Annotated in this window: 12 protein-coding genes; 1 reads left to right on the top strand and 11 read right to left on the bottom strand. The window is 74.8% G+C overall.

Features of this window, described 5'->3' with window-relative positions:
- Positions 1-17: 17 nt before the first annotated feature.
- On the bottom strand, positions 18-362 hold the full coding sequence (locus tag NF681_20945) for a hypothetical protein (GenBank protein UST56074.1): 345 nt from the start codon (positions 360-362) through the stop codon (positions 18-20).
- 326 nt (positions 363-688) lie between these two features.
- Between NF681_20945 and NF681_20940 the strand changes: the two genes are divergently transcribed.
- The gene (locus NF681_20940; protein ID UST56073.1) at positions 689-1417 is read left to right on the top strand and encodes a Crp/Fnr family transcriptional regulator; all 729 of its coding nucleotides are present in this window, start codon (positions 689-691) and stop codon (positions 1415-1417) included.
- Here NF681_20940 and NF681_20935 read toward each other — a convergent pair.
- From NF681_20935 to NF681_20890, 10 genes are read right to left on the bottom strand one after another with little or no spacing between them, the layout of a single operon-like run.
- On the bottom strand, positions 1414-3408 hold the full coding sequence (locus tag NF681_20935; protein UST56072.1) for a pilus assembly protein TadG-related protein: 1995 nt from the start codon (positions 3406-3408) through the stop codon (positions 1414-1416). The two genes, NF681_20940 and NF681_20935, sit on opposite strands and share 4 nt — an antisense overlap.
- Positions 3409-3413: 5 nt before the next feature.
- The gene (locus tag NF681_20930) at positions 3414-3860 is read right to left on the bottom strand and encodes a pilus assembly protein (protein ID UST56071.1); all 447 of its coding nucleotides are present in this window, start codon (positions 3858-3860) and stop codon (positions 3414-3416) included.
- Positions 3857-4375: a pilus assembly protein gene (locus NF681_20925; GenBank protein ID UST56070.1), complete on the bottom strand. Its 519-nt coding sequence runs from the start codon at positions 4373-4375 to the stop codon at positions 3857-3859. The genes NF681_20930 and NF681_20925 overlap by 4 nt, the downstream gene beginning before the upstream one ends.
- A 6-nt stretch (positions 4376-4381) precedes the next feature.
- Entirely contained in the window at positions 4382-4738 is a 357-nt protein-coding gene (locus tag NF681_20920; protein UST56069.1) for a DUF3613 domain-containing protein, read from the bottom strand.
- Positions 4735-5553, bottom strand: a complete 819-nt coding sequence (locus NF681_20915) for a tetratricopeptide repeat protein (protein ID UST56068.1) — start codon at positions 5551-5553, stop codon at positions 4735-4737. The genes NF681_20920 and NF681_20915 overlap by 4 nt, the downstream gene beginning before the upstream one ends.
- A gap of 8 nt (positions 5554-5561) precedes the next feature.
- Positions 5562-6560: a type II secretion system F family protein gene (locus tag NF681_20910; protein UST56067.1), complete on the bottom strand. Its 999-nt coding sequence runs from the start codon at positions 6558-6560 to the stop codon at positions 5562-5564.
- 5 nt (positions 6561-6565) lie between these two features.
- On the bottom strand, positions 6566-7627 hold the full coding sequence (locus NF681_20905) for a type II secretion system F family protein (GenBank protein UST56066.1): 1062 nt from the start codon (positions 7625-7627) through the stop codon (positions 6566-6568).
- Positions 7620-8948 (bottom strand): CpaF family protein, encoded by a 1329-nt coding sequence (locus NF681_20900; GenBank protein ID UST56065.1) that lies wholly within the window; start codon positions 8946-8948, stop codon positions 7620-7622. Before NF681_20900 ends, NF681_20905 begins: the two co-directional genes overlap by 8 nt.
- Positions 8949-8963: 15 nt before the next feature.
- On the bottom strand, positions 8964-10337 hold the full coding sequence (locus tag NF681_20895; GenBank protein UST56064.1) for a histidine kinase: 1374 nt from the start codon (positions 10335-10337) through the stop codon (positions 8964-8966).
- Complete coding sequence (locus NF681_20890) at positions 10334-11668, bottom strand: type II and III secretion system protein family protein (GenBank protein ID UST56063.1); 1335 nt, start codon at positions 11666-11668, stop codon at positions 10334-10336. The genes NF681_20895 and NF681_20890 overlap by 4 nt, the downstream gene beginning before the upstream one ends.
- Positions 11669-11709: the final 41 nt, after the last annotated feature.

Below are 11709 nucleotides of genomic sequence, written 5' to 3'. Positions count from 1 at the left end.
CCGCGCGGGGACGACGCTCAGCGCCATTCCTTGGGCATCAGCATGAGCGCGCTCTGGTCGCTCATCGCGTAGTGGCGCACGATCGGCTCCCGGTCGAACAGCTTCTTGCGGTCCTCCGCGTCGATCGACGGCTGCAGGGGCTCGGTGCCCACGTAGCCCCGGATCGCGTCCATCGATTCCCAGACCGACACCACCGCCACCTCGGTGGTGCCGTCGCCCAGGTCGCGGAACAGCGCGGCGGCGCGTTCGTTGCCCGGTGCCGCGTTCATCTCCTTGAGCTTGACGGTGTCCAGGTAGTGTTGGCATTCCTCGCGCAGCGCCGTGCGGATCCAGAAGGTCCATGCGCGAAAGATCTTGTCCATGGCGGTCGTTCGGGTCGGGGAAGGGATGGTGGCGGCACCGAGGGGCTGCGTCGCGGGGGTGCATTCACCCGGGTGCCGTGGGATAAACATTGGAGTTGAATTCTTTCAGGCTACAAGCCGATGGATCGTTCGGTTTTCTGGTGAACGAAAGTCGGCCTTGATTTTGCGGGCGTTCGCGCCGTAGCAAACACTCACCGAAACGCATATTGTTACTTTTATGTGGCATTTGGAGGACGATTTGACGGTTCGTGTAGGTCTTTCGCCGGACGACGGATTGAATCGATGAGGTCGAAAATACTCAACATGACCGACCCTCGCCGCGCGCCATGACCGCCACCCTGCTGGACCACCGCGCCAATCAGTTGCTCGCGACGCTGGGGCCCGAGGACGTCGATCGCTGGCTGCCGCACCTCGACCTCGTCGACCTGCCGATGGGCTGCGTGATCTGCGAGCCCAACGAGCGGCGCACCTACGCCTACTTCCCGACGACCGCCGTGGTGTCGCTGATCTACCTGATGGACGACGGCGCCTCGGCCGAGGTGGCCGTGGTGGGGCGCGAGGGCTTCATCGGCCTGCCGGTGCTGCTGGGCGGCGGCTCCACGCTCAACCGCGCGGTGGTGCAGGGCGCGGGCCAGCTGCTGCGCCTGCCGGCGCGCGTGCTCCAGGCCAGCGTCGACCGGGGCGACCGCGTGCTGCGCCACCTGCTGCGCTACACGCAGGCGCTGCTGACGCAGGTCTCGCAGACGGCGGTGTGCAACCGCCACCATTCGCTCGACCAGCAGCTGTGCCGCTGGCTGCTGCTGATGCTCGACCGCATCGACGCCGACCGCCTGGAGATGACCCAGGAGATGATCGCCAACATGCTGGGGGTGCGTCGCGAGAGCGTGACCGAGGCGGCGCTCAAGCTGCAGGGCGCCGGCGTCATCAGCTACCGGCGCGGGCGCATCGACGTCATCGACCGCCCCGGCCTGGAGCGGCGGGTGTGCGAGTGCTACACCGTGGTGCGGGCCGAGTACCAGCGCCTGTTGCCGGCGCCCGTCCGCCCGACCGACTAGAAGACCAGTTCCTCGCCGTCGGCGCAGCCCAGCCGGCCGCCGACCTCGGTCTTGGCGAGGTCGAGCCCCAGGAGGTCGCGCACCACCGTGGCGATCAGCGGGTCGACCAGGGGCGAGAGCACGTTCGAGACCACCGTGGCGAGCGCCGTGGTGACGCCGGAGAGGGCGCTCGCCACGTTCTGCAGCATGGTGGACGAGCTGTTCGCGCCGGTGGTCGAGGGCGCGGTCGGCGCGATGGGTTGCAGCAGGGTGGCGGGAATGCGCAGCGTCTGGCCGATCGCATCGGCGACGCTCACCGTCGAGATCGCCAGCCAGGCGGGGTCGGCGCGCACGTCGGGCGGGTTGGCGAAGGTCTGGTCGGCGGTGGTGGCGCCGAAGGCGAGGTCCGCCTTGAGGCCCAGGCCACCGCCGTAAAACGGCACGCGCGCCTCGCAGGTCTTCAGCACGCCGGCCAGCAGCTTGGTGCATCGTGCCGCGCCCACGTCGAGCAGGGGCAGTGGCGCGACCACGGGCACGGTGGCGGCGCCGAACACCTGCGCCTTCGCCTGCGCGACCGTCCCGCCGAAGGTGCCGATGCGCAGGGCGGCGGCGGTGGTGGTGGTGCGCGCCGTGAGCGAGGTCGCCGCGGGATTGGCGCAGGCGAAGTTGGTCACGCGCGAGGTGCCGCCACCGGCGTCGAGGTTGATGTCGATGCGCGCGACCGGCGCGAGGAAGGCCGCGTCCACCACCCACTGGTTGGTGCAGACGACGGCGCAGGCCAGCACGTTGCCGAGGTCGAGCTTGAGCACGCTGTTGAGCGTCGAGAGCAGCGGCGCGAGCGCGCTCGACAGGGCGTTGGTGAGCGCGGTGATGCCCGTGAGCAGCGGCAGCTCGACCGTGATCAGCGTGCGGACCTGGGCGGTGCGCACGGCGATGGCGTTGGGCCCGGTCGGATCGAGCTTGGCGAATGCCGGATCGCCGATGGCCGAGAGCTGGGGCGGCTCGATGACCCGCGCGCTGGCCGTCAGGTTCAGCAGCCCCGGCACGCCCAGCGGCACGCTGGCGACCAGCCCGTTGCGCCCGTTGGCCAGCTGCACCAGCGCCTCGGCGAGCTGCAGGACCTGCAGGTCCACCATCAGGGCCGCCGCCGGGGTGCCGCTCTGCACCTTGATCAGGCTGCCGAGCTTGACCAGCGGCTGCGGGGCCGGCGCGCCGGCCGCGAGGCGGAAGGCGTCGAGCGCGGTGACGGTGGCCTGGGCGGTGTCGCCCTGGCGCGTCAGGGCCGTGACGGCGCCCTGCAGCAGCGTGCCCACCGGCACCGCCGTGTCGAGCACCCGGTCGTAGTCGCCGGCCGCCACGCCCATCGACAGGGCGAGCTGGTCGAGGTAGCCCAGCAGCTTCAGCCGCCCGGTGGCCAGCCCGTTGTAGGCCACCGTGTCGAGCGCCAGCGAACCCCCGAGCATGCCGCCGAGCACCGCGTTGAGCAGCGGCGCCTGCGCGGCGTCGACGCTCGCGAGGGTGCTGCGGATGGTCAGCGCGGCGCGCGGCTGGCGCCGGGTCGCGAGCGCCTGGACCGCGATGGTGCGCGCCTGGGCGCCGGGCAGGTTGGGCATCAGCAGCGACGGCGTGCGGCGCATGACGACCTTCACCGCGTTGGGCGCCTGGCCGGTGGCGGGCGTCCCGTAGTAGGTGGGCGCGGCGTAGGTCGCGGGGTCCCAGCGGCCGCACTCGACGTCGGCCGTGGTGAGCGGCAGGCCGGCGGGCAGGTTGAGCGCGCCGTTGGCCACGGCGGCGGCGCGCGCCCCGGCGCAATCGGTGGTTGCCAGGGCCTGCGCGCCGGCCATCGCGGCGAGGTCGACCGCCTTCTGCATCTCGCGCTTGAGGTAGAACAGCCAGCCCAGCTCGGTTCCCACCAGCACGCCCACCAGCATGCTCAGCGCCAGCGCGGCCTGCACCAGCACCGAGCCGGCGCACCGCGCGGGCGCTGTCGTGGCGGCGCGCCGACGGGTCATCGCGCTCACGCCGCCGGCCGCGCCATGGTGGCCTGACGCGTCAGCACGTCGGGCACCCACGGCAGCGCGCCGGTCATGGGCATCAGGGGGTTGTCGCCGTAGCGGTGGCTGACGGTGACCGTGACGCGCCCGGCCGAGGTGGCGACGGCGACCTGGACGTGCGTCGCCAGCCAGGTGCGGCGGGTGGCGGGCGTGGTCGCACCGGCCGGCGCCACCAGCGAACCGGCCAGGGAGTCGAGGACGACGTCTCGCACGCGCTGCAGGTCCGGCGCGGCGCCGTTGGGCATCAGCGCGACCGCGCGCACGCCGTCCTCCGCCGCCCGCGCGATCGCCTGCTGCGTGTAGAAGATCGAGCCGAAGGTCGCGATGCCGTGGAACAGCGCGAGCAGTCCCGTCAGCACGAAGGCGAACTCGACCGCCGCGACGCCGCGCTGGCGGGACCGCGTCGTCATGGCAGGCGCCCGTCGAGCAGCATGCTGGCCTGCCCGGTCAGGGTGGCGGGCATGGCGAAGGTCATCATCGGCAGCATGCGGTCGATGCCCGACGCGGTGACCGTCACCCGGATCTGGCAGCGCTGGGCCCAGTCGGGGCCGCAGGCCGGCGCGGCGCACTCGCCGCTGGCGCTCTGGCAGATCTGCGCGACCACCGCGGGCGGCGTCGCGAACCAGCCCTCCACCCGCGACGCGGCGACCACCGCCGCCTGCGCGCGGCGCAGCGGCAGCGGGTCGGCCGTGCCGGCGACCTTCTGGTAGCGCAGCGCGGCGCGCGCGCCTTCCTCGGCCGCGTGCTGCAGGCCCATGCGCAGGGTCAGCGCGATGCCGTAGCACAGCGTCGCGTAGACCAGGCCGAAGAACATCAGGAAGACGAAGGCGAACTCGATCGCGTAGACCCCGCGCTGCCGGACGGCCGCCGGGCCGTCGCGGCGCGTCGGCGCGTGGCGTGGGCGGGGCAGGGGCGGGCGGGCCATGGTCGCTCAGCGCCCCGCGCCGCCCGCCGACGATCCGCCGCCGATGGTGGCGCCCAGGCGCTCGGGGATCGGATGTTCGAAGCTCTTGAGGTAGCGCTGGTGGCTGCGCGTGGCGACCTCCCCGGCGATGGGCCGCGGCACCGTGGAGGCGGCGCGGCCCTCGCGCTGCAGGGCCAGCAGGCCGGCGGTGGCGTCGCCCACGCGCGCCGGCGCCGCCGGAGCGGCGTGCGCCGGCGGCGATGGCGCCTCGGCATCGGCGGCGCGGGCGTCCTGGCCGACGGCCAGCCACATCGCCGGACCGGAGGCCAGGCTCAGGAGGAGGGCGGCGACGCGCTGCCGCAGCGGGGGGTGGACGACGTTCATGGCGATGGGCTTTCGTCGAAGGCGCGCGTGGCCCCGGCGCGGGCGGCGGGCGGGGCGGTGGTCGTGGCGGCGGCGGGCAGGTCGCGCGCGGCCTGGCGGATGGCGTGGCGGGTGCCGGGCGGCAGGTTGCGCGCGGCCATGAGTTGCTCGGCGTCGTTCGAGCGCCGGGTCGCGAACAGGTAGAGCGCCAGGTTGGCCTGGACCTGCGGCTGCCCGGGCTGGAGCTGGCCGGCCTGCATCAGCGGCACGCGCGCCTGCGCCGTGCGGCCGGCGCGCAGCAGGGCGTAGCCCAGGTCGCTCAGCACCAGCGCGTCGGTCGGGTCGAGCCGCCGGGCCTGCGAAAGCATCTCGACGGCCTGCGGGAAGTCGCCGTCGGCGCCGGCGAGGAGGCCCAGGCCGTGGTAGGCCGGACCCGCCAGCGGCGTGTCCAGCAGGCGCAGGTACTGCTGGCGGCTCTCGGCGATCTGGCCGGTGCGGCGCAGCGCGTCGGCGCGCAGGCGCAGCGTCTCGGCCGTGGCCGGCGTCCGGCGCTCCAGCGCGTCCAGGTGCGCCAGCGAGGCGAACCACAGGCCGTCGCGCTGCATCTGCTCGATCAGCCGGAGGTGGATCGCCGGGGTCTGCAGCGCCCCGTCGGCCGGTGCCAGGGCGTCGTCGGCGGCGGCGCGGTCGGCCGCCGCGCGGGCACCGGGGTAGGTGGCGGGACCGGTCGCGCCGCAGCCGGCGAGCGCCAGCAGGCACGCCAGGACGAGCGGGCGGGCGCCCGGGAAGACCGGGCGAAGCGCCGGCACTGGACGGGGGCGGATTTCGGTGTTCATTCGCGTGCTCATCGGGACAGGGCGCCGAGCGACCGGGTGATGGCGAGGAAGCCCGGCCCGGCCGTGACGATGACCAGCGCCGGCAGCAGGGTGACGACCATGATCCCGGTCATCTTCACCGTGATGCGGCCGATGCGCGCCTTGAGTTCGGCGCGGCGGTGCTCGCGCAGCCGCTCGCCGAACTGGGTCAGCGGTTCCTGCACGGCGCCGCCGTGGCGGTCGATCTGCACCAGCAGCGCGACCAGCTCGCCCAGGTGGTCGTTGCCGTGCAGCGTGGCCATGCGCTGGAGCGAGTGCTCGCGCGGGCGCCCCTGGCCGTACTGGCGGTTGGCGATCGCGAGTTCGCCGGCGAGCACCGGCAGGGTGGCGGTGAAGTCGGTGGCCAGCACGTGCAGGCTCTGGTCGAGGCTCAGGCCCACGCCCTGCAGCAGCCGCAGCAACTCGACGAACATCGGCAGCTCCTGCGCCACCCGCGCGCGCCGCCCGGCCGCGATGCGCCCCAGGACCCATTTGGGGGCCATGAAACCCAGCACGAAGGCCGCGGCCGTGACGATCGTCGGGTCGCCGCCCAGCAGCCCCGCGCCGCGCAGCACGATCGCCGCGACGGGGAGCGCCACGGCCAGCGCCGCGCGCGCGCCCAGCAGCCACAGCTGGCCGCGCAGCGGCCGGGCGCCGCACTGGTCGATCAGGCGGCGGTCCTCCTCGGCCACCAGCAGGCGGCCCCAGCGGGTGCGCAGCCAGTGCGCGGGCAGTCCGGCGCCGGGGCGTCCGGTGCCGGCGGCGTCCCCGGGGCCGGGCTCGGCGTCGCCGGCGGCCGGAACCGGGGCCGGCGCGCCCACCGCGCCGGTGGCGCCCCGCACGGCGCGGCCGAACACGCGGCGGCTGCGCGCGACGCGCCATTCGCGCTGCGCCACCAGGCCGGCGGCCAGCACCAGCGCGGCGGCCAGCAGCGCGAGGCTCAGGGCCGTCAGCCGGGTCGGGTCGAGGGTGGCGAGGAACGTCGGCATGGCGCTCACCGCAGCCGCGCGAGGCGGTAGAGCAGCAGCACGCCCAGCGTCTGCAGCCCGAGCGCGCCGAACAGCATCAGCCGCCCCGAGGCGTCGAGCCACATGCGCACCACGTAGTCGGCGTTGGTCACCATGATGGCGGCGCCCACGCCCACCGGCAGCAGCCCCAGGATCCAGGCCGACAGGCGTGTCTCGGCCGACATCGCCGCCAGCTCCTGGCCGGCCTGTTCGCTGTCGCGCAGGGACGTGGCGACGCGCTCGAGCAGCAGGTCGGCGCGCCCGCCGTAGCGCACGCCCAGCCCCAGGATGGCGCCCAGCAGGTGCAGCTCGTCCACGCGCAGGTGGTCGGCCGTCTGGTCGAGCGCGGCGTCGAGGTCGACCCCGGCGCGCGCCAGCGCGGCGGCGTGCTCCATCGACTCGCGCAGCGGCGTCTTCAGGTTGGCGGTCGACAGCTGGAAGGCCGCCTGGGGCGAATTGCCGATGCGGATCGAGCGCACCATGCCGTCGATGAAGCCCGGCAGCTGCAGCACCAGCCGGCGGCGGAAGCGCTGCACGCGCAGCCAGACCGCGAAGGCACCGCCGGTGGCGGCGAGCAGGAGCAGGCCGCCGGCGGCCACCGGGCCGAGCACCGCGCCCGCCAGCAGCGCCAGCGTGGCGGTCGCCCCGGTGGCCAGCCCCAGCTGGCGCGGCGTGGCGACGGCGCGCAGCCAGCCGGGCAGGCGGCGCGCGAGGGTGGAGGCGCCTGCGCCTGCGCCCGCGCCCGGCGCGCCGGCGTCCGGGCGCGGCGTCGCCGCCAGGCCCGCCGGCCCCGCGTCCACGGCGCCGGGCGCGGCGCCGGCCAGGGGCGCGGTCGCCCACGGATCGCGCGCCAGGCCGGCGGTCCAGGCGCCGCGTCGCGTGTCGGGCGCGGGCGCCGCCGGCGCCGCCAGGGCGGCGGCCAGGCGCGCGGCCAGGTGGCGCGACGTGGCCCGGCGCAGCTGGCGGCGCGCCGCCCACTGCCACAGCACGAGGCCCAGGCCGGCGAGCAGCAGCACGCCGGCGGCCAGCGCCCACGGCGCGCTACCCACGGGCGCCTTCCTGCGCGCGCCGCAGCATCTGGCGGTAGCGCGTGACCTTGGGCGAATGCGGCGCGATGCCGAGCGAGGCCCACTGGTCGCGCTCGCCGCCGTCGGGCGTGGCGACGGGGTCGTGGCGGTGCAGCTCCTGCATCGCCACCACCTCGTCGTTCACGCCGGTGACCTCCGAGACCGACAGCACGCGCCGCTGGCCGCCGGGCAGCCGGCCGATCTGGACGATGAAGTCGACCGCGTTGGCGATCTGTCGGCGCAGGCTCGACTCGCTGCCCTGGTAGCCCGCGAAGCCCGCCAGCATCTCCAGCCGGTAGAGGCACTCGCGCGGCGAACTCGCGTGGATGGTGCCCATCGAGCCGTCGTGGCCGGTGTTCATGGCCTGCAGCATCTCCATCACCTCGGCCCCGCGCACCTCGCCCACGATGATGCGGTCGGGGCGCATGCGCAGGCTGTTGCGCAGCAGGTCGCGGATCGACACGTGGCCGGTGCCGTCGAAGCCGCCCTGGCGGCTCTCCAGGCGCACCACGTGGGCGTGGCCGAGCGAGAGTTCGGCCGTGTCCTCGATCGTCACGACGCGCTCGTGCTCCGGGATGAAGGTGGCCAGCGCGTTGAGCAGCGAGGTCTTGCCCGAGCTGGTGCCGCCGCTGACCAGGATGTTGCAGCGCGCGCGCACCGCGATCTCCAGCAGCTGCGCGATGGCGGCGTCGAAGGTGCCCAGGTCCACCAGCTCGGCCGGCGTGAGCGGGTCCTTCCTGAACTTGCGGATCGACACCGACAGGCCGTCGATGGCCAGCGGCTCGCTGATGACGTTGATGCGCCCGCCGTCGGGCAGCCGGGCGTCGACCATCGGGTGCGACTCGTCCAGGCGCCTGCCGATCGGTGCGAGGATGCGCCGCACGATGCGCAGCACGTGCTCGCGGTCGGCGAAGTGCACCGTCTCGCGCTCCAGCCGGCCGTGGCGCGAGACGTACACGTTGCGGTGGCCGTTGATCAGGATGTCCTCCACCGCCGGGTCGGCCAGCAGGTCCTCCAGCGGGCCGAGGCCGGCGAGTTCCTTGGTCAGGGCGTCGGCCACCAGCGCGATCTCGCGGTCGTTGAGCGGCACGCGCTGGGCGCGCATGAAGCTGTCGAGTTCGAAGGTGACGAAGCGCGCGATCGCCGCGCGCGACCAGCGCCCGAACTCGGCGCCCATCGCCTCGACGCGGCCGAGCAGGTGGTCGTGGGTCCAGGCCTTGATGTCCTGGTACTGCTGCGACTGGACGAAGGCCTCGTCGTCGGCGCGGGAGTGGAGCGGGCCGGTGGCCGGAAGGGCGGTCATGGCGTTCGCGCGGCCTCAGCGTTCCCGGGCCCGGCGGCCGCGCCGCGACAGGGGCGCCACCAGCGCGGCCCACGACGAGGGCGTGCGTCCCGGCAGGCGCGACGCGCCGTCGGCCGCCGTCGCGCCGGCCTCGCCGCGCAGCTCCCGCACCATGGCCTGCACGGCGTTCACGTAGGGATCGTGGCGCGCCACGCGCGCGAGCATCTGGCCGCGCGCCCCGGCCGCGAGCAGCGCGGCGCGGCGCTGCGGCAGCACGTGCGCGAGCGGCAGCTCCAGGCGCTGGGCCATGTCGCGCGCCGTGACGGCCAGCGCCGGATCGAACAGGTTGACCACCAGCCCGATGCGTTCGCGCCCGATGCCGTGGCCCTCCAGCTCGCGCAGCAGCTGGGCCGTGGAGACCAGCCCGCCGATGCTCTGGTCGCACACGATCCAGGCCCGGTCGGCCTCGCGCACGCACTGGGCCATGAAGGCCGGCCGGGTGCAGCCGCCGAGGTCGGCGACCTGGTGGTCGAAGAAGTCGGGCAGGCGCTGCAGCAGGGCGGCGTCGTCCTCCGAGGCGGTCGCGCGCCACTGGAGCGGATCGCACGACAGCGGCAGCACGGCCAGGCCGTCGGCGTGGTGCGCCAGCGCGGTCTGCGCCAGCGTCTGGTCGAGGCGGCGCAGCTGGCTCACGCCGTCGAAGAAGCTGAAGTCGCTGGCGGTGTCGAGGTAGAGCAGGCCGTCGCGCGCGGGCAGGCCCAGGTCGAGCAGCGCGACGCCGCGCGCGGGCGGACCGCCCGCGGGGGTGGCGGCCACGCGCCCGACCGCGTCCTGCAGCAGCAGCGCGAGGTGGGTCGCCAGGGTCGTCACGCCCAGGCCGGGACGCGCGCCCAGCAGCACCACCCCGTGCCCGCGCGCGCCGCTCTGGCGCGCCGGGGCCGGCGCGCCGGTCGACGTCGCGCCGCGCTGGCGCAGCAGCAGGGCGACCAGCGTCGCGTTGAGGTCGTGCAGCGAGCCGGCCGTGTCGACGAAGTCGGCGACGCCCGCGCGCAGCGCCGCCAGCAGCGCGGCGGGCTCGGTCGAGGCGCCGGTGCCCAGCACGGGCAGGTCGGGACGGGCCTTGCGCAACTGGTGGTGCAGCTCGGCGGCGGTGGCCGCGCGCGGGCCGGAGAAATCCAGGAACACCGCCTGCGGGCGCAGGGTGGCGACGGCCTCGTCGATGGCCCGCAAGCCGCAGGCCACCGGCACCACCCGGCCGCGCCGGTGCAGGCCGTGGGCCAGCCAGTCGAGCGTCGCGGCGTCGTCGGTGGCGCACAGGTAGGTCTCGCCACCGGCGGGGATGGCGGGGATGGCGGGCGCGGCGGGCGCGGCGGCCGGCGGGAACGCCGGGGAGGACAGGAACGGTTTCATCTCGAGAACCCCGGCAGGGCGTCGCGCGCGGTGATGTCGCCCAGCAGGATGCGGTTCCAGCCGGCGCCCTCGCGCTGTTCGGCGCCGCCGGGCAGGCGCGCCGAGAGGTCGGTGCCGCGCGCGATCGGCCGCACCAGGTGGGGGGTGACCATGATCACGAGTTCCTTTTCGGTCATCCGGTAGCTGCCCTGGCGGAACAGCAGGCCGATCACCGGCAGGTCGCCCAGCAGCGGCACCTTGCTGGCGTTGGACAGCGTGGTGCGGCTGACCAGCCCGCCGATGATGAAGCTCTCGCCGTCGCCCAGCTCGACGCTCGTGTCGGCGCGGCGCGTGGTGATGGAGGGCACGGGCGTGCCGTTGATGCTCAGCGCGTTGGTGTAGTCGAGGTCGCTCGCCTCCGGCGCCACCTTGAGCGCGATGCGCTCGTTGGACAGCACGGTCGGCGTCACCGTCAGGCCGATGCCGAAGGGCTTGTACTGGATGGTGGTGGTGCCCAGGGCCTGGGGCACGGGCACGGGCAGCTCGCCGCCGGACAGGAAGCTCGCGCTCTGGCCCGACGTGGCCACCAGCGTCGGCTCGGCCAGCACCCGCGCCAGGCCGTTGCCCTGCAGCAGGCGCAGCGTCAGGTCCAGGCCGCGCCCCTGGTTCGCGTTGCCGAAGCCCAGCACCAGGTTGAACGCCTGGCTGAGCGACGACGCGGAGGTGTTCAGGAAGCTGAAGCCCCGGCTGTTGGGGCCGTAGCTCGACAGGCTGATGCCGGCTTCCTTCAACACGTTGCGGCTGAACTCGACGATCCGCACTTCGACCTGCACGGTCTGGCTGCGCACGTCGACGACCGAGCGGTCGGCCGTCGGGGCGTCCGCGCCGGTGGCGGAGCGCGCGTCCTGCAGCCGCTGCGCGTGCGCCTCCATGCTGGGCGAGGCGCCGTCCAGCGCGGTCTGGCGGCGCCGCACCGCGACCTCGTAGGTGGTGGCGGTGTCGCTGTCGCGCCGCCACACCATGAGCGTGGTGCGCCCGGGCGCCTTGCCCGTGACGATCAGCCGGGCGCCGTCGACGCCCCGGCCGCGCCGCGTCACCAGCACGCTGGCGACCGCCTCGTCGGCGACCGCCACCCGCTCGATGGCGCGGTCGATCAGCAGCTCGCGCTGGGTGCCCGTCACGAGCGTGAACTCGCGCGCGTCCGTCGCGGCGACGGCGGCGGTGCCGCCGGCGGCCAGCAGCGCGAGCGTCGCGCATCCCGCGCGCACGGCACGCACGGCGCTGGCGGGCCGTGCGCGATGGCGCTCGCGGGCCGGCACGGCGACGAGGCGGGCGGGAAGGAGAGGTGGCATGGTGCGTCGGGTGATGGGAAACGGGGGGTGGAGATGGGGGT

The sequence above is a fragment of the Comamonadaceae bacterium OTU4NAUVB1 genome (assembly GCA_024372625.1).
Taxonomy (GTDB): Bacteria; Pseudomonadota; Gammaproteobacteria; order Burkholderiales; family Burkholderiaceae_C; genus Variovorax.
The sequence above is the reverse complement of the archived record's forward strand: the minus strand, read 5'-3'. Positions and strand labels throughout refer to the sequence as shown.

What these genes read in the sequence shown, in the direction of transcription:
- NF681_20935 (UST56072.1), bottom strand. Translation starts at nt 3,408, where the DNA reads ATGACCCGTCGGCGCGCCGCCACGACAGCGCCCGCGCGGTGCGCCGGC.
- NF681_20925 (UST56070.1), bottom strand. Translation starts at nt 4,375, where the DNA reads ATGGCCCGCCCGCCCCTGCCCCGCCCACGCCACGCGCCGACGCGCCGC.
- NF681_20910 (UST56067.1), bottom strand. Translation starts at nt 6,560, where the DNA reads ATGCCGACGTTCCTCGCCACCCTCGACCCGACCCGGCTGACGGCCCTG.
- NF681_20915 (UST56068.1), bottom strand. Translation starts at nt 5,553, where the DNA reads ATGAACACCGAAATCCGCCCCCGTCCAGTGCCGGCGCTTCGCCCGGTC.
- NF681_20945 (UST56074.1), bottom strand. Translation starts at nt 362, where the DNA reads ATGGACAAGATCTTTCGCGCATGGACCTTCTGGATCCGCACGGCGCTG.
- NF681_20930 (UST56071.1), bottom strand. Translation starts at nt 3,860, where the DNA reads ATGACGACGCGGTCCCGCCAGCGCGGCGTCGCGGCGGTCGAGTTCGCC.
- NF681_20895 (UST56064.1), bottom strand. Translation starts at nt 10,337, where the DNA reads ATGAAACCGTTCCTGTCCTCCCCGGCGTTCCCGCCGGCCGCCGCGCCC.
- NF681_20940 (UST56073.1), top strand. Translation starts at nt 689, where the DNA reads ATGACCGCCACCCTGCTGGACCACCGCGCCAATCAGTTGCTCGCGACG.
- NF681_20890 (UST56063.1), bottom strand. Translation starts at nt 11,668, where the DNA reads ATGCCACCTCTCCTTCCCGCCCGCCTCGTCGCCGTGCCGGCCCGCGAG.
- NF681_20920 (UST56069.1), bottom strand. Translation starts at nt 4,738, where the DNA reads ATGAACGTCGTCCACCCCCCGCTGCGGCAGCGCGTCGCCGCCCTCCTC.
- NF681_20900 (UST56065.1), bottom strand. Translation starts at nt 8,948, where the DNA reads ATGACCGCCCTTCCGGCCACCGGCCCGCTCCACTCCCGCGCCGACGAC.